Source organism: Streptomyces sp. NPDC050704 (assembly GCF_040654355.1).
In the GTDB taxonomy this organism is placed as follows: domain Bacteria; phylum Actinomycetota; class Actinomycetes; order Streptomycetales; family Streptomycetaceae; genus Streptomyces.
The window spans coordinates 1-13,813 of sequence record NZ_JBFAHW010000104.1; the positions used below are offsets into that span (position 1 = coordinate 1).

Annotated in this window: 16 protein-coding genes; 11 read left to right on the top strand and 5 right to left on the bottom strand. The window is 71.8% G+C overall.

Going from position 1 to position 13,813, the window contains the following annotated elements:
• The coding region (locus AB0I18_RS39950) for a GAF domain-containing protein (protein ID WP_363110644.1) at positions 1-255 on the top strand (255 nt) is incomplete at its 5' end.
• A 104-nt stretch (positions 256-359) separates the two neighbouring features.
• Here AB0I18_RS39950 and AB0I18_RS39955 read toward each other — a convergent pair.
• Positions 360-1,154, bottom strand: coding sequence for an RNA polymerase sigma factor SigF (locus tag AB0I18_RS39955; protein ID WP_363110645.1), 795 nt, complete (start codon positions 1,152-1,154; stop codon positions 360-362).
• 308 nt (positions 1,155-1,462) lie between these two features.
• On the opposite strand from AB0I18_RS39955, the gene AB0I18_RS39960 reads away from it, so the two are divergent.
• Positions 1,463-3,256 (top strand): thiamine pyrophosphate-requiring protein, encoded by a 1,794-nt coding sequence (locus tag AB0I18_RS39960; protein WP_363110646.1) that lies wholly within the window; start codon positions 1,463-1,465, stop codon positions 3,254-3,256.
• Between the two features lie 91 nt (positions 3,257-3,347).
• Here the strand turns inward: AB0I18_RS39960 and AB0I18_RS39965 are convergent, their stop codons facing one another.
• Entirely contained in the window at positions 3,348-4,487 is a 1,140-nt protein-coding gene (locus AB0I18_RS39965) for a DUF418 domain-containing protein (RefSeq protein ID WP_363110683.1), read from the bottom strand.
• 354 nt (positions 4,488-4,841) lie between these two features.
• On the opposite strand from AB0I18_RS39965, the gene AB0I18_RS39970 reads away from it, so the two are divergent.
• From AB0I18_RS39970 to AB0I18_RS39985, 4 genes are all read left to right on the top strand, one after another.
• The gene (locus AB0I18_RS39970) at positions 4,842-5,507 is read left to right on the top strand and encodes a response regulator transcription factor (protein ID WP_363110684.1); all 666 of its coding nucleotides are present in this window, start codon (positions 4,842-4,844) and stop codon (positions 5,505-5,507) included.
• Positions 5,504-6,616, top strand: a complete 1,113-nt coding sequence (locus AB0I18_RS39975; RefSeq protein ID WP_363110647.1) for a histidine kinase — start codon at positions 5,504-5,506, stop codon at positions 6,614-6,616. The genes AB0I18_RS39970 and AB0I18_RS39975 overlap by 4 nt, the downstream gene beginning before the upstream one ends.
• 81 nt (positions 6,617-6,697) lie before the next feature.
• Positions 6,698-7,501, top strand: a complete 804-nt coding sequence (locus tag AB0I18_RS39980) for a hypothetical protein (RefSeq protein ID WP_363110648.1) — start codon at positions 6,698-6,700, stop codon at positions 7,499-7,501.
• Positions 7,462-8,190 carry a DUF1775 domain-containing protein gene (locus tag AB0I18_RS39985; protein ID WP_363110649.1) on the top strand — a complete coding sequence of 243 codons (729 nt, stop codon included), beginning with the start codon at positions 7,462-7,464 and terminating at the stop codon, positions 8,188-8,190. Before AB0I18_RS39980 ends, AB0I18_RS39985 begins: the two co-directional genes overlap by 40 nt.
• A gap of 217 nt (positions 8,191-8,407) precedes the next feature.
• Here AB0I18_RS39985 and AB0I18_RS39990 read toward each other — a convergent pair whose 3' ends face one another.
• The gene (locus tag AB0I18_RS39990) at positions 8,408-8,767 is read right to left on the bottom strand and encodes a metalloregulator ArsR/SmtB family transcription factor (protein ID WP_363110650.1); all 360 of its coding nucleotides are present in this window, start codon (positions 8,765-8,767) and stop codon (positions 8,408-8,410) included.
• A 137-nt stretch (positions 8,768-8,904) separates the two neighbouring features.
• On the opposite strand from AB0I18_RS39990, the gene AB0I18_RS39995 reads away from it, so the two are divergent.
• The gene (locus tag AB0I18_RS39995; protein ID WP_363110651.1) at positions 8,905-10,323 is read left to right on the top strand and encodes an MFS transporter; all 1,419 of its coding nucleotides are present in this window, start codon (positions 8,905-8,907) and stop codon (positions 10,321-10,323) included.
• Here the strand turns inward: AB0I18_RS39995 and AB0I18_RS40000 are convergent.
• Complete coding sequence (locus AB0I18_RS40000; RefSeq protein ID WP_363110652.1) at positions 10,317-10,475, bottom strand: hypothetical protein; 159 nt, start codon at positions 10,473-10,475, stop codon at positions 10,317-10,319. The genes AB0I18_RS39995 and AB0I18_RS40000 overlap by 7 nt on opposite strands.
• Positions 10,476-10,609: 134 nt before the next feature.
• On the opposite strand from AB0I18_RS40000, the gene AB0I18_RS40005 reads away from it, so the two are divergent.
• From AB0I18_RS40005 to AB0I18_RS40015, 3 genes are all read left to right on the top strand, one after another.
• Positions 10,610-11,038, top strand: a complete 429-nt coding sequence (locus AB0I18_RS40005) for a DUF2795 domain-containing protein (RefSeq protein WP_363110653.1) — start codon at positions 10,610-10,612, stop codon at positions 11,036-11,038.
• Positions 11,039-11,125: 87 nt separating this feature from the next.
• Complete coding sequence (locus AB0I18_RS40010) at positions 11,126-11,545, top strand: CBS domain-containing protein (protein ID WP_363110654.1); 420 nt, start codon at positions 11,126-11,128, stop codon at positions 11,543-11,545.
• A 101-nt stretch (positions 11,546-11,646) separates the two neighbouring features.
• Entirely contained in the window at positions 11,647-12,204 is a 558-nt protein-coding gene (locus tag AB0I18_RS40015; protein WP_363110655.1) for a type 1 glutamine amidotransferase domain-containing protein, read from the top strand.
• Between the two features lie 88 nt (positions 12,205-12,292).
• Here AB0I18_RS40015 and AB0I18_RS40020 read toward each other — a convergent pair whose 3' ends face one another.
• A complete protein-coding gene (locus AB0I18_RS40020; RefSeq protein WP_363110656.1) occupies positions 12,293-12,526 on the bottom strand; it encodes a DUF6158 family protein in 234 nt (77 codons plus the stop codon).
• An 87-nt stretch (positions 12,527-12,613) separates the two neighbouring features.
• Between AB0I18_RS40020 and AB0I18_RS40025 the strand changes: the two genes are divergently transcribed.
• A complete protein-coding gene (locus tag AB0I18_RS40025; protein ID WP_363110657.1) occupies positions 12,614-13,723 on the top strand; it encodes a Vms1/Ankzf1 family peptidyl-tRNA hydrolase in 1,110 nt (369 codons plus the stop codon).
• The last annotated feature ends 90 nt before the right edge of the window (positions 13,724-13,813 follow it).

Here is a 13,813-nt window from a genome sequence, read left to right on the forward strand (position 1 = left end):
GGTTCCACGGCCCTCCAGGTACGCCCCGAGGACCCGGACGCCTTCGGCCGTGACCCGTCGGACGCCCCCGTACTGGTCCGCGCCAACGTCACGTCCCTGCTCTGCGTCCCCCTGACCGTCGACGGCGCCGTCCAGGGCGTCATCACCCTGTTCCGCACCGGCGCCCGCCTCGCCTTCTCCATGGCAGAGGCCCAGGCAATGGACATGATGTCCCGTCACATAGCCCTGCTCTTAAGAAACTTGGACCGACGGTAGGCGCCCCTTTAGGGGCGCGGGGAACTGCGCGCCCAGCCCCCACCAATCCGCAGCCAACCCACGAACCAGCCGGACCAGAAGCCCCCCGCCAATCCGCCGGAGGCTCAGGCCGCGTCTTGCATCACCTGGTCCCGCAACCGATTGCAGCACCGACTGATCAGCCGGGACACGTGCATCTGCGAGATGCCGAGCTGTTCCGCGATCCGGCTCTGCGTCATGTCACCGAAGAACCGCATGTAGAGGATGGCCCGTTCGCGTTCGGGCAACGCCTCCAGACGGGGCTTGACCGCCTCGCGGTCGATGACGACGTCGAGCGCCGGATCGGCCGTGCCGAGCGCGTCGCTCAGGGAGTATCCGTCCTCGCTGCCCGGCAGTTCGGCGTCGAGCGAGAGTGCGGTGAAGCTCTCCAGCGCCTCAAGGCCGACGCGTACGTCCTCCTCGCTCATCTGCGCGTGCTCGGCGATCTCGGCGATCGTCGGCTGCCGGCCGGAGATGGTCTGGGACAGGTCCTGGCTGGCGAAGCGGACCCGGTTACGCAGGTCCTGGACCCGGCGCGGCACGTGCAGGGTCCACATGTGGTCACGGAAGTGACGCTTGATCTCACCGGTGACGGTCGGCACGGCGTAGCTCTCGAAGGCGTTGCCGCGCTCGGGGTCGTACCGGTCGACGGCCTTGACCAGGCCGAGCGCCGCGACCTGGCGCAGATCCTCGTAGCTCTCGCCGCGGCTGCGGAAGCGGCCGGCGAGCCGCTCGGCCATCGGGAGCCAGGCCTCGATGATCTGCTCGCGGAGTGAGTCGCGCAGTTGGCCCGGAGGCAGAGCGGCCAGCCTGCGGAAGTCTTCCGCGGTGTCGGGGGCATCGTCGTGCGGGTGGTGCTTGGCGCTCGCGTGAGTTCGCATGGTGCTCGCAACTCCCTTGAGGGGTGCCTTGGTTGGACGGTCAACCGTGGGAGCGCACCCAGAGCCGGACGGGCACACCCGTGGCGGGGGGATACACCGCTCCCACGGACGTGCCTCCTGTCCGAAGCACTGTGCATTCGCCTGCCCCACGCCATGCGCGGCAAACACCCACGGAATTTCGCGGTCCGTGTCCTCCCAGCCCGCGGCCGGCGTTTCCCCTGCCCACGGCGCTCGTTTCCGCGGCCCGCGTTTTCCCCGCTCCACGAGGGTGACTCGGGCGGGTACAGCCACCACCCGGGAGGTCCCGCATGAGCACCAAGGTCGCCGACCACGTCCTGCAGCGCCTGCGCGAATGGGGTGTGGAACATGTGTTCGGTTATCCGGGGGATGGTATCAACGGCCTCCTGGCCGCCTGGGGGAGGGCCGAGAACCGCCCGCGGTTCATCCAGTCCCGGCACGAGGAGATGTCCGCGTTCGAGGCGGTCGGTTACGCCAAGTTCAGCGGCCGCCTCGGTGTCTGCGCCGCGACCTCGGGCCCCGGCGCGATCCACCTGCTCAACGGCCTGTACGACGCCAAGCTCGACCATGTGCCGGTGCTGGCGGTCGTCGGCCAGACGCACCGCACCGCGATGGGCGGCTCGTACCAGCAGGAGGTCGACCTGCACACGCTGTTCAAGGACGTCGCCTCCGACTTCGTCGAGACGGTGACCGTCCCCGAGCAGCTGCCGAACGTCCTGGACCGGGCGATCCGCACCGCCTACGCGCGCCGCGCCCCCACCGCCGTGATCATCCCCGGCGACGTCCAGGACCTCGACTACTCCCCTCCCACCCACGAGTTCAAGATGGTGCCGTCCAGCCTGGACCGCAGCGCGTGGACCGCGATCCCCTCGCAGGAGTCCCTGGAACGGGCCGCCGAGGTCCTCAACTCCGGTGACAAGGCGGCGATCCTGGTCGGCCAGGGCGCGGCCGGAGCGCAGCCGGAGGTGGAGCGCATCGCCGAACTGCTCGGCGCGGGCGTCGCCAAGGCCCTGCTCGGCAAGGACGCGCTGAGCGACGAACTCCCGTACGTCACCGGGGCGATCGGCCTGCTCGGCACGCGTCCCTCGTACGAGCTGATGCGGGACTGCGACACGCTGCTGACCATCGGCTCGTCCTTCCCGTACAGCCAGTTCTTGCCGGACTTCGGCAAGGCGCGGGCCGTGCAGATCGACATCGATCCGCACATGGTCGGGATGCGCTATCCGTACGAGGTGAACCTGGTCGGCGACGCCAAGGCGACCCTGGAGCGGCTGATCCCGCTGCTCGGCAAGGACCGCGGGCGCGAGTGGTACGACACGGTGTGCGCGAACGTGGCGCGCTGGCACGCGATCATGGAGAGCCGGGCGCAGCAGTCCGCCGACCCGATCAATCCCGAGTACGTGGCACGGGCGCTCGACCCGCTGATCCCCGGCAACGCGATCGTCACGTCCGACTCCGGCTCGCCGGCGAACTGGTACGCGCGGCATCTGACGCACCGCGCCGGGATGCGCTCCTCGCTGTCGGGGACCCTCGCGACGATGGGCTGCGGGGTGCCGTACGCGATCGGCGCGAAGTTCGCCCATCCGGACCGGCCCGCGATCGCGCTGGTCGGGGACGGGGCGATGCAGATGAACGGGCTGGCGGAGATGATCACGGCGGCGAAGTACCGCGACCAGTGGGAGGACCCGCGGCTCGTGGTGGGCGTCTGGAACAACCACGACCTCAACCAGGTCACCTGGGAGATGCGCGCCATGGAGGGCGCCCCGTCGTTCCTGCCCTCGCAGGAGATCCCGGACGTGCCGTACGCCGCCTTCGCCCGCTCCCTCGGGCTGACTGGCATCCGTGTGGAGAAGCCCGAGGACGTCGAGGCGGGCTGGCGCGCGGGTCTGGAGGCCGACGGCCCTGCCGTGATCGAGTTCCTCACCGACCCGGCCGTCCCGCCGATCCCGCCGCACGCCACCTGGAAGCAGCTGGAGGCCACCGCCGCGTCCGTCCTGAAGGGCGACTTCGACCGCACGTCGATGGTCCGCCAGGGCTTCAAGGCCAAGATCCAGGAGTTCCTGCCGGGCCACGACCGCCCGTGACTCCCGGATGTTGAACCGCGGCCCCAGTACGTCACCGCACCCCTCGTCCTCGGGGCTGTGACCACAATCGCTGTCACTTGATGTGGCGCGGTCACTTGATGTGGCGGGCAGGTCGTGTGGCGAGGTTGAGCAGGTACTCCAGCGGGCCACGGCGGAAGCAGCGCGTCCAGGCGACCGCCAGGAGCATGGCGGCGGCGGTGGCGCAGGTCAGGGCCAGCATGGCCGATCCCGTCCCGTCCTGCGTGCCGACGAGGTAGATGGCGATGACGTGCAGGATGTAGGCGGTCAGTGCGATCATGCCGATCGCGCTGACAGGGATGGCCGCGCGGGCGAGGCGCGGGCGGTCCATGGCGGCGACGCAGGCGGCCACGACGGCCAGGGCGATGCCGGTGCTGCCGAGGACGGAGAACGTCGTCTGGCTGTGCGGGACGGCCACCAGGAGCCAGGTGGCGGGGGTCTCGTCGATGATGTAGCCGGTGGTGTCGGACCACCAGGCGGTCGCCCCGGAGTCCCCGTCGGTGGTGGCGGCGACGGTGCCGTACGCGTTCGGGACGAGGCTCAGGGCCAGCCAGGAGCCGCCGTGGCCGAGGACGGCTAGCGCGACCCCGGTGAGGGCCAGCCGGGTCCGGACCCGTGCCCGGGTGAGGTCGAGCCTGGCCACGGCCATACCGGCGATCAGAAGCGGGGCCCAGGTGAGGACCGGGTACTCGCCGGTGAACAGCAGCTCGATGAAGCCGTCCGTGCCGCTGAGCCTGGCCATCGGGTCGGCTGCGACGACGGTGTCGCCCCAGTCCCCGTCGTAGAGCGACTCGCGTACCACGTACAGCACTTGGGGCATGATCAGCGCGCCCGCGGCGGCGATGACGGCGAGGGTGCGGGCCCGGAGCCGGTACAGCGGCAGGACCGCGAGGAAGAGCAGGCCGTAGAAGGCGAGGATCACGTCGATGTCGGTGTCGAGGGCGGTCAGGGCGAAGCCCAGCGGGATCAGCACCAGGGAGCGGATGACGATCCGGCCCGTCGCCTGCCGCCCGGCGCGCCCGGTTCGCGGCTGCGGGCGGCCGGTGATCAGCACCAGGCTGAAGCCGGCGAGCAGGGCGAAGAGGGTGGCGGCGCGGCCGCGTGCCAACTCCATGGTGAAGCCCAGCGGTCCGCCGATCTCCGGGTCGGGACCGAAGTGGGCGGCGTACATGCCGAGGACCGCGAGTCCGCGGGCCAGATCGATGCCGGCCATGCGCGCTGTCGATGGCGGACCGGAGCGTACGGCCGTCGAGGAGACGGCTTTGGAGTGACGTGCTGCCGATGTGACGGGCGCGGGGCGTTCGTCCGAGGTCTTCGCCTCCCAGGCAGGGGCCGGGGGCTCGGTCGATGTCGTGTCCGGGGTCATGTGTTCCAGGGTTGGCGCGACGCCCCTTGCCGGACCATCCCGCTGATGGCCGGAGCCACCCCCGCCGACTGGCCGGGGTCCAACCTCCGACCGGCTGGAATCTCCCGAACGGGGTTGCGCGGCCCGGTGGGCGGAGGAACCTGGGAGCCACCCCCGACGTCGTAGCGGTCCAGCGGTGGTCCGATGACGAGCGGAGCACAGGTGATCCGGGTACTGGTGGTGGACGATGAGGCCCTGGTCCGTACGGGCTTTCGGCACATCCTCGAAGCGGCGGACGACATCGAGGTCGTGGCAGCGGTCCCCGGCGGCCAAGCCGTCCGTGCGGTACGGGAGTCGCGGCCCGATGTCGTACTGCTGGACATCCGGATGCCTGACGTGGACGGGCTCACCGTCCTGGCCGAAGTACGCATGCTGCCGGACTCGCCGGTGGTGGCGATGCTGACGACGTTCGACATGGACGAGTACGTGGCTGCCGCGCTGCGGTCGGGGGCCGCCGGTTTCCTGCTCAAGGACACCGATCCTGATCAACTGCCCTATCTGGTACGCGACCTGGCCGCCGGAGGTGCCGTGTTGTCGTCCAAGGTCACCCGCACCGTCGTGGACAGCTACCTGGCCGACGGCCCGCGCGAGGAGGCCGGCCGGCTCGTGTCCCGGCTGTCCGAGCGGGAGCGCGCCGTCCTGGTCCTCGTCGCCGAGGGACTCCCCAATGCCGATATCGGCGTCCGGATGCATCTGAGCACCGGCACGGTCAAGGACCATGTGAGCGCCCTGTTCACCAAGTTGGAGGTGGGCAGCCGCGTCCAGGCGGCCCTGCTCGCCGAGCGCGCGGGCCTGCTCGCCGCGTTCCGCGACCGGGGAAGCGGATGATGCCGTACCCCCTGGCGGGCCCGGTGGCCGACGTTGTCTTCGTCGCGGTCTCGCTGGTGGACGTCGGGGTCCATGTCTACGGCCATGACCGGTGGGCCCTGGCCTGTTCGCTGCTCGCCGCGTTCGCGCTCGGGTTGCGCCGTCGGCTGCCGCTGACCGTCTTCCTGCTCACGCTGCCCACCGTGCTGGTCACCGACGCGGTGTTCGCGACGCTGGCCGCGCTGTACACACTCGCCACCCTTTCCCACCGGCGCGTCCTGCTGGCCGGCTGCGCGCTGGCGGTCATGGCCTGCGACATCACCTGGTGGTCGTGGCCTTTTCCGGAACTGCCGGAGCTGCGGGAGCCCGCCGACCTCGTCCCGGTCACCTACAGCCTGGCGCAGGCGGTCGCCCCCGTCCTGCTCGGCCAGCTCGTCCAGGCCCGCCGGGAGTTGTCGCTGCGGCTGGCCGAGGTGTCCGAGGCCCGGGAGCACGAGCGCAGGCTGCTGGCCCAGAGCGTCCTGGCGAAGGAACGGGCCGAGCTGGCCCGGGAGATGCACGACGTGGTCTCCCACCAGGTCAGCCTGATCGCCGTACGCGCGGGCGCGCTGCAGGTGAGCAGCCGGGACCCGGAGACGAAGGAGGCCGCGGCCGTCATCCGGCGGCTCGGCGTGCAGACGCTGGACGAACTCCGGCACATGGTCGGCGTACTTCGCGCCGCCGGCAGCCGCCCCACGGAACTGACCCCGCAGCCCTCGCTCGCCGACCTCCGCCGGCTGGTCGACACCAGCGGCATCGAGGCCGAACTGCGCACCGACCTGCCCGACACGCTTTCACCGCCCGTCCAGCGGGCCGTCTACCGCACCGTGCAGGAAGCCCTGACCAACGTACGCAAGCACGCCCCGGGCGCCGCCGCCGCCATCCATGTCCGGCACGAGAACGGCGGAGTCCGCGTCGGCATCACCAATACGGCCCCCACCCGCCCCGCCCTGGCACTGCCCGGCGCCCACCACGGCCTGTTGGGTCTGCGCCAACGCGCCGAACTCCTCGGCGGCACCGTGCTGGCCGGTCCGACAGCCGACGGAGGCTACGAGCTCCGCCTGGAGCTTCCTGCCCAGGAGGCCACGTGACGTCCACGCGCCACCGCCGAGGCGGCTGTGACCAATGAGGCACGGCTCTCTTTGCCGGAGCAGCCCGCCTACCAGGCGGTGATGTCCCATGATGAGCGGGCCATGCACCAGCCGGTCACCACCCGTCGAGCTCCGCTGCCCGTCCTCAGGGCCGCGGTGTTCGCCGTCGTCGGCACCGTGGTGGGCGTGAGCGCCCACCATCTGCTCGCCCGGGGACCCGTTCCGTGGACACCGTGCTCGATCGCGGCCGCCGCGCTCTTCGGCCTGGGACTGGCCGGCACGCGCCGTCCCCGCCGGCTGGCAACGGTCATGACCAGCAGCGTCATAGCCCAGTCCGGGCTGCACCTGTGGCTGGCGTTCACCGCGCACACCCCAGCGGCCACGGCCCCGGCTCATCAGCATGGGCAGGCCCGCGACGCCCACGCGACCTGGCACGAGCGCCTGCACGACTCCTTGGCCATGACGGTGGCCCACGCATGCGTCGCCGTGCTCGTCGCCGTCCTGCTGCACCGAGCGGACGTGGCCTGCTGGGCTCTGGCCCGAGGCGTGACGGCGACCGTCGCCACGGTGCGGGCCGGCCTCACCACGGCCTGGACGCTGATCGCGGGACGGTCACGGACACCCGGAGCATCGAGGCTGCCGCTTCTCGTACCGCCTGCGGGCGAGCGACCGCCGGCCATGGCCCCGGTACTCGCATACACGGTGGTGCGGCGGGGTCCGCCTGCGGCGCGGGCAGCTTTCGTCAACCGACCCCGCCGGGAGCCGGTTCGCCCGTCCCGACGACCTCGTCGTCGGGCGGCGCGAACGAACCGGCCACCGCGCCATCCCCGTGCCTGGAGACACTCATGTCCCGCATCACCCTGCCGCGCACCGCGCGGCGCCTGACCGTCGCCGCTGCCACCGCGACGACCGCCGTCCTGCTCACCGCTGTCCCGGCCGCCGCCCATGTGGAGGTCGAGTCCGACAACGCCCAGGCCCTCGCCGAGAACGTCGAACTCGACTTCTCCGCCGCGTCGGAGTCCGCCACGGCCGGGATCACCGAACTGCGCGTGGTCCTGCCCGAGGGCATCGCCCCGTCCGAAGTGGCGTTCGGCGAGGGCCCCAAGGGCTGGCGGTTCACGGCGACCGACGACGGCTACACCGTCAAGGGCCCGGCCGTGAAGACCGGCGAGGACGCCGAGTACTCCGTCGTTGTCAGGCAGCTGCCCGACGTGAAGGAGCTGGCGTTCAAGACTCTGCAGACCTACAGCGACGGCAAGGTCGACCGCTGGATCGAACTGGGCAAGGCCGACGCCGGAGGCCACGGCAACGAGGCTCCGGTACTCAAGCTCAAGGCCGCCGCCCCGGGCGCGAAGCCCGCCGGCCCCTCCCCCGGCAAGTCCCCGAGCCCCTCCGCGTCGCCGACACCGGCCCCCGAGGAGACGCCCGCTTCGTCCACCCCGCAGGCGGCCGACACCGAGAAGGACGACGGCGGGCTGTCCGCCGTCGCCTGGACCGGCATCCTCGCGACGATCCTCGTCGCGGCCGCGGCCGTGCTGTTCGCCGTACGCCGCCGGGGCACCGGCCGGCAGTGATCACTCACCAGTGATCCGAATCCGACTCGGCGGCCCAACGGCCCCTTCGCCCCGATGGCCTTCGGCGAAGGGGCCGAATCACGCTTCACACGACACGGGCACGACACCGTCCGCGACGCGCCCGCCAACCGGCATGCAGTGCCCGGGCGAGGCCGGCCGCGCCGTGTCCGCGAGCAGCACGGCCGACGCCATGGCAACTACGCCTGGCAAACAACGGTCAGTCGTGCGGAGCCTGCCCGCTCACCCGGTGGTCCGCGTGGCTGAGCGCCTCCACCACCAGGCGCCGCAGGTGGCCGTCGCTGAGGCGGTAGTGGATGTGCCGCCCCTCGCGACGGGTGTCGACGAGCCCGGCGAGCCGCAGCTTCGCCAGGTGCTGGCTGACCGCCGTGCGCGACGCCTCGCACCGCTCGGCCAGCGATCCGACGTCCGACTCGCCTTGCGCGAGCAGCCACAGCAGATGCAGCCGGGTGGCGTCGGAGAGCATCGCGAACACTCCGGTCGCCTCCGCGAGCCGCGCACTGTCCGGGGCGCGCAGATGCGCAGTGGCCGCAGGTGAGACGGAGTGGCTTTCAGGCATGAGGCCAGCCTAGAGCCACCCGGCGGGGACGGACGGGGCGCCATAGCCGCCGACTTCCAGCCATCATGTGCGCAGGTGCGCACATGATGGTTATGCTTGTCCGACCGATCGGATGACTCTGCCAGGGAGCCGCCCGCATGCTCGCCGTCCTGCGCAACCGCACCTACCGCCGCCTCTTCGCCGCCCAGGTCATCGCCCTCGTCGGCACCGGCCTGGCCACGGTGGCGCTCGGGCTGCTGGCGTACGACATCGCGGGCGCCGAGGCCGGTTCGGTGCTCGGCACCGCGCTCGCGATCAAGATGGTGGCGTACGTGGCGATCGCCCCGGCCGTCGGTGTGGTCGCCGACCGGATCCCGCGCCGGGCGCTCATGGTGTCGGCCGACCTGATGCGCGCCGGAGTCGCACTGCTGCTGCCCTTCGTGGACCAGGTCTGGCAGGTCTACGTCCTGGTGTTCCTGCTGCAGTCCGCCTCGGCCGTCTTCACCCCGACGTTCCAGGCCGTCATCCCCGACGTGCTGCCCGAGGAGCGTGAATACACCCGGGCACTGTCCATGTCGCGGCTCGCCTACGACCTGGAGAGTCTCTTCTCGCCCGCGCTGGCCGCGGCCCTGCTGTCCGTGATCACCTACAACTGGCTGTTCACCGGCACCATGCTGGGCTTTTTCGCCTCGGCGGCACTCGTCGTCTCCGCCGTCCTGCCGAAGCCGACCGCTCCCGCCGCCCCACGTGCCGATGGCGCTCGTGCCAAGGCCACGGCGGGCGCCCGCCTCTTCTTCGCCGTCCCACAACTGCGCGCCCTGCTCGCCCTGAACCTCGCGGTCGCGGCCGCGAGTGCGATGGTGACGGTCAACTCCGTCGTCTACGTCCGTGACGTCCTGGGGCTGTCGGCGGGTGCCGTGGCCCTTGCGCTCGGCGCGTACGGCGCGGGTTCGATGGTCATGGCGCTCGCCCTGCCACGTGTGCTGGACAAGGTCCCGGACCGGGCGGTGATGCTGCGTGGCGCGTTGCTGCTCACCGTCGTCTTCGCCGGCCTCGGCGCCATCACGGCCGCACAGGGCGGGAGTTGGCGCTGGCCCGCCCTGCTGGCCGGCTGGGCCGCCTTCGGTGCCGCCTGCTCGACCGTGCTCACGCCGACCGGGCGGCTCATCCGCCGCTCGGCCCCGCCCGGAGAGCGTACGGGGGCGTTCGCGGCGCAGTTCTCGCTGTCGCACGGCTGCTGGCTGCTGACGTATCCGTTGGCGGGGTGGCTTGGGGCGAAGGCCGGGCTGGGGGCGGCCGTGGTCTCACTGGGCGGGATCGCGCTGGCCGCGTCCCTGCTGGCAGTGCGGCTGTGGCCGGCGCGGGAGCCACTCGAAGAGACCGCGCGGGACCTAGTGCGGGCTCGGGACAATATCCCGCACCGATCCGATGAGGGCGCGGCACCGACCGGCGAAGCCGCTGCCGCCGCACGGGTACATCTGCGACGGTCGGGCGTACACCCCGTACGGCCACAGCCCACGAAGCGGACCGGGCCCCCGGCGCTTCCCGTGCCGGGGGCCCGGTCGTCCGGTCAGTGACTCAGAGCTGCGCTTCCGGTCTCGTCGGGCTCCGGGACGAGCGGAAGGTCAGCAGGTTGCGAGGCGGGCGGAAGCAGCCATTCCTCGTATCGGCCGAGTGCCACGACAACGCCGAGCATCAGGACCGGAATGATCACAGCGAATACCGCCATGGTCCTGTCCTTCCCCAGGGGATCACAGTGGGGGGCGAAGATCGGGTCTCCCGGTCGGCGGCGGGCAAACCCGCCGTGTCGATGTCCGGGGCACGGGTACACGAGGGGTCACCCCCGAACACCTGGAGGGAGTCATGCAGCGAGGCAGCGACCGGCTCAACGTCCACAAGGACGACGAGATGAAGCACGAACTGCAGGGCATGCTGCGGTCGGGCCACCCGACCCGGTCGGAGGAGTGGCACGACCCGGAGCCCACCGCCGACGACGATCCGCGAGTCGCGGGCGGCCCGGTGACACCCGGCACCGGCGAGGAGTCCATGGCGGCCCTCCGCCATGAACTGGCCCGGCATCTGGGCCGTACGGCGTTCCCGGCCGGCCCCCGCGAACTGATCGGCGTCCTGCGGAGCCGGCACGCGCCGGACGCGCTCGTCGAACCGCTCCAAGAACTGCCGCACAAGGCGCGCTACGCCAACGCCCAGCAACTGGCGGAGGCCCTCGTGCGCTCCGCGACCGCCGAAACCACCGGCACCGCGGGACCCGAAGGACCTGCGGCGCACGCATAGCCCACCCGCTCACGGGGTACTGCGGCCGACGTCACGCCGATGTGCACGTACCCCACCGACCGGGGAACGCAGGAAAGGCCCACAGCCATGGCTGTTTTCGTGAGGGAAGTCATGACGCCAGGCGTCGTCACGGTCCGCCCGGACGCCTCGCTCGTCGAAGCGGCGCAACTCATGCGCGCCCAGGACATCGGCGATGTCCTGGTGGCCGGCGACCACGACCTCGTCGGCGTGCTGACCGACCGCGACATCGCGCTGCGCGCGGTCGCGGACGGCGTTGATCCGCTGACGGTGAGCGCCCAGGCGGTGTGCACGCCCAACCCGGTGGTGATCGGCCCGGACGACGCGGTGTCCGCCGCTGTCGAGCTGATGCGCGACCACGCCGTCCGACGGCTTCCGGTCGTCGAGAACGGCCGGCCGGTGGGCATGGTCAGCCTGGGCGACCTGGCCGTCTCCCAGGACCCGGAATCGGCCCTCGCCGAGATCAGCCGCGCCCTGCCGGACGACTGAGACGACCGACCGGGCACCGCACTCACGGGACGGCGGGGCGAGGGGCGGTGCGACGGCGCCGCCCAGGGCCGACCGAGCCGAGAAAGGACATTCGAGAGCCCATGCGTATCGCGTTTCTGATGGCGCCGGAGGGCGTCGAGCAGATCGAACTCACCGACCCCTGGCACGCCGTCCACGACTCGGGCGGCGAGCCCGTGCTGCTGTCGACGAAGCCCGGCCGGATCCAGGCGTTCAACCATCTCGACAAGGCCGACGTGTTCCCGGTGCAGGAGGTCGTGGGCGACGCGTCGGCGGACTCCTTCGACGGCCTGGTACTGCCCGGGGGCGTGGCCAACCCCGACGCGCTGCGCATGGACGAGCGGGCGGTGTCGTTCATACGCGACTTCTTCGAGCTGGGCCGTCCGGTCGCCGCGATCTGTCATGCCCCGTGGACGCTCGTCGAGGCGGACGTGGTGCGCGACCGCACACTCACCTCGTGGCCGAGCCTGCGGACGGACATCCGCAACGCGGGCGGGACCTGGGTCGACGAGCAGGTGGTGGTCTGCGAGGCCGCGCCCGCGACCCTCGTCACCAGCCGCAGGCCCGACGACCTCAAGGCGTTCTGCGAGGCGTCCCTGACGGAGTTCTGGAAGCGGTCCCCGCAGTCCCGGCAACGCTGACCGACTCCCGGTCCCAGCAGCGCTGACCGACCCGGAGCGGACCTCGGCCTCACTCCCCGCCGGTGCCGTCACTCCTCGCCGGTGGCCGTCACTCCCCGCCGGTGTCCCGGTCCCGTGCGCCCGCGCGGGTCCGGCCCGTGGCGACCGGGCGCCGCGGGTTCCTGCGCAGATACTCGCCCTCCAGTTGCGCCATCCGTTCGTTGTGGGTGCGCAGTGCGTCGTTCGAGCCGTGCAGCAGCGTGTCGTGGCGGGTGCGGTGGATCGTCTCCAGCTCTTTCATCAACTGCTGGTCGTCCAGACGGCCCGGGTCGACTCCGGTCATCGTGGTACCCCGATCGTCGTGTTCCTTCGGTTCGGTCCGGGTACCCGCCCGGCAAGCAATATCCCGAGCGGCATCCGGGAGGGAGCCATGGATCTCGCCTTTCTCCACCCACTCTACGAACGACCGGGGCCCTGGGCCTCCGTGTACGTCGGCACCTCCCGACCCACGGAGGCGACAGCGCACGAGAGGTCCCTGACGGCCCAGGCGGCGGCCAGGGAGCTCGCGGAGCAGGGCGCGGACGAAGCCACCTGCCGGGCTGTGCGTGCCGCGGTCGACGAGCTGCGGAACTCCGCCGAGCCGCACGGCCGCGCCCTGTTCGCCACCGGCGGCGAGGTGGTCCTCGACCCGCCGCTGGCCACGTCACCGCCTGCCGTGACGGCCCAGTGGTCGGCGCTGCCGCACACCGCGCCGCTCCTCGACCTGGCCGGCGAGGATCCGGTCTGCATCGTCGCCTACATCGACCGGCGGGGCGCCGACTTCGAGCTGCGCGGTGCGCTGGGCAGCGAGGACGCGGGTTCGGTGACCGGCCGGCAGTGGCCGCTGCACCGGACGAGCACCGTCGACTGGTCGGAGCGCCACTTCCAGCTCAGGGTCGAGAACACCTGGGAGCACAACGCGGCGGAGATCGCCGACGCGCTCGCCGTCTGCCAGGAGGAGACCCGCGCCGACCTGCTGATACTCGTCGGCGACGACCGTGAGCGGCGGGCCGTGCACGACCGGCTGCCGCAGCGGCTGCACGACCGCGTGGTGGAGGCCCCGCACGGGCCCGGCAGCAGGCTCCTCGACGAGGACGTGGAGCGCACTCGCGCCGAGCACGTGCACCACAGGGCGGCCGAGGAACTGGAGCGATTCCTGGCCGCCCGCGCGCCGGACGGCGAAGGGCGGGCCGCCGCGGTGGAGGGCGTGCCCGCGCTGGTCGAGGCCGCACGCGAGCACCGCATCGACGAACTGCTGATCCACCCGGACGGGCCCGACACACACCGCGGCGTGTGGATCGGCGAGGACCCTGACCAGCTCGCGGTACGCCGCACCGAACTCAAGACACTCGGCGAGCAGCACTCGTGGTCGGTCCGCGCCGACGACGCCCTACTGCGCTCCGCCGTAGCGACGGGCGCCCCCGCGATCTCGGTGGCCCCGGCGACCCCGGACGACGAAGTACCGGTGGGCGGTCTGGGAGCACTGCTGCGCTGGTCATAGCGCCCCGGACAGGGGGCGCCCCTTCAGGGGCGCGGGGAACTGCGCGACCAGCCCCCACCGGCCCGCAGCATCAACACCACCGTTCCGAGC

Excerpts from the sequence above, each read along its gene's own strand:
- AB0I18_RS39955 (WP_363110645.1), bottom strand. The coding sequence starts at position 1,154 with ATGCGAACTCACGCGAGCGCCAAGCACCACCCGCACGACGATGCCCCC.
- AB0I18_RS39960 (WP_363110646.1), top strand. The coding sequence starts at position 1,463 with ATGAGCACCAAGGTCGCCGACCACGTCCTGCAGCGCCTGCGCGAATGG.
- AB0I18_RS39965 (WP_363110683.1), bottom strand. The coding sequence starts at position 4,487 with ATGGCCGGCATCGATCTGGCCCGCGGACTCGCGGTCCTCGGCATGTAC.
- AB0I18_RS39975 (WP_363110647.1), top strand. The coding sequence starts at position 5,504 with ATGATGCCGTACCCCCTGGCGGGCCCGGTGGCCGACGTTGTCTTCGTC.
- AB0I18_RS39980 (WP_363110648.1), top strand. The coding sequence starts at position 6,698 with ATGTCCCATGATGAGCGGGCCATGCACCAGCCGGTCACCACCCGTCGA.
- AB0I18_RS39985 (WP_363110649.1), top strand. The coding sequence starts at position 7,462 with ATGTCCCGCATCACCCTGCCGCGCACCGCGCGGCGCCTGACCGTCGCC.
- AB0I18_RS39990 (WP_363110650.1), bottom strand. The coding sequence starts at position 8,767 with ATGCCTGAAAGCCACTCCGTCTCACCTGCGGCCACTGCGCATCTGCGC.
- AB0I18_RS39995 (WP_363110651.1), top strand. The coding sequence starts at position 8,905 with ATGCTCGCCGTCCTGCGCAACCGCACCTACCGCCGCCTCTTCGCCGCC.
- AB0I18_RS40000 (WP_363110652.1), bottom strand. The coding sequence starts at position 10,475 with ATGGCGGTATTCGCTGTGATCATTCCGGTCCTGATGCTCGGCGTTGTC.
- AB0I18_RS40005 (WP_363110653.1), top strand. The coding sequence starts at position 10,610 with ATGCAGCGAGGCAGCGACCGGCTCAACGTCCACAAGGACGACGAGATG.
- AB0I18_RS40010 (WP_363110654.1), top strand. The coding sequence starts at position 11,126 with ATGGCTGTTTTCGTGAGGGAAGTCATGACGCCAGGCGTCGTCACGGTC.
- AB0I18_RS40015 (WP_363110655.1), top strand. The coding sequence starts at position 11,647 with ATGCGTATCGCGTTTCTGATGGCGCCGGAGGGCGTCGAGCAGATCGAA.
- AB0I18_RS40020 (WP_363110656.1), bottom strand. The coding sequence starts at position 12,526 with ATGACCGGAGTCGACCCGGGCCGTCTGGACGACCAGCAGTTGATGAAA.
- AB0I18_RS40025 (WP_363110657.1), top strand. The coding sequence starts at position 12,614 with ATGGATCTCGCCTTTCTCCACCCACTCTACGAACGACCGGGGCCCTGG.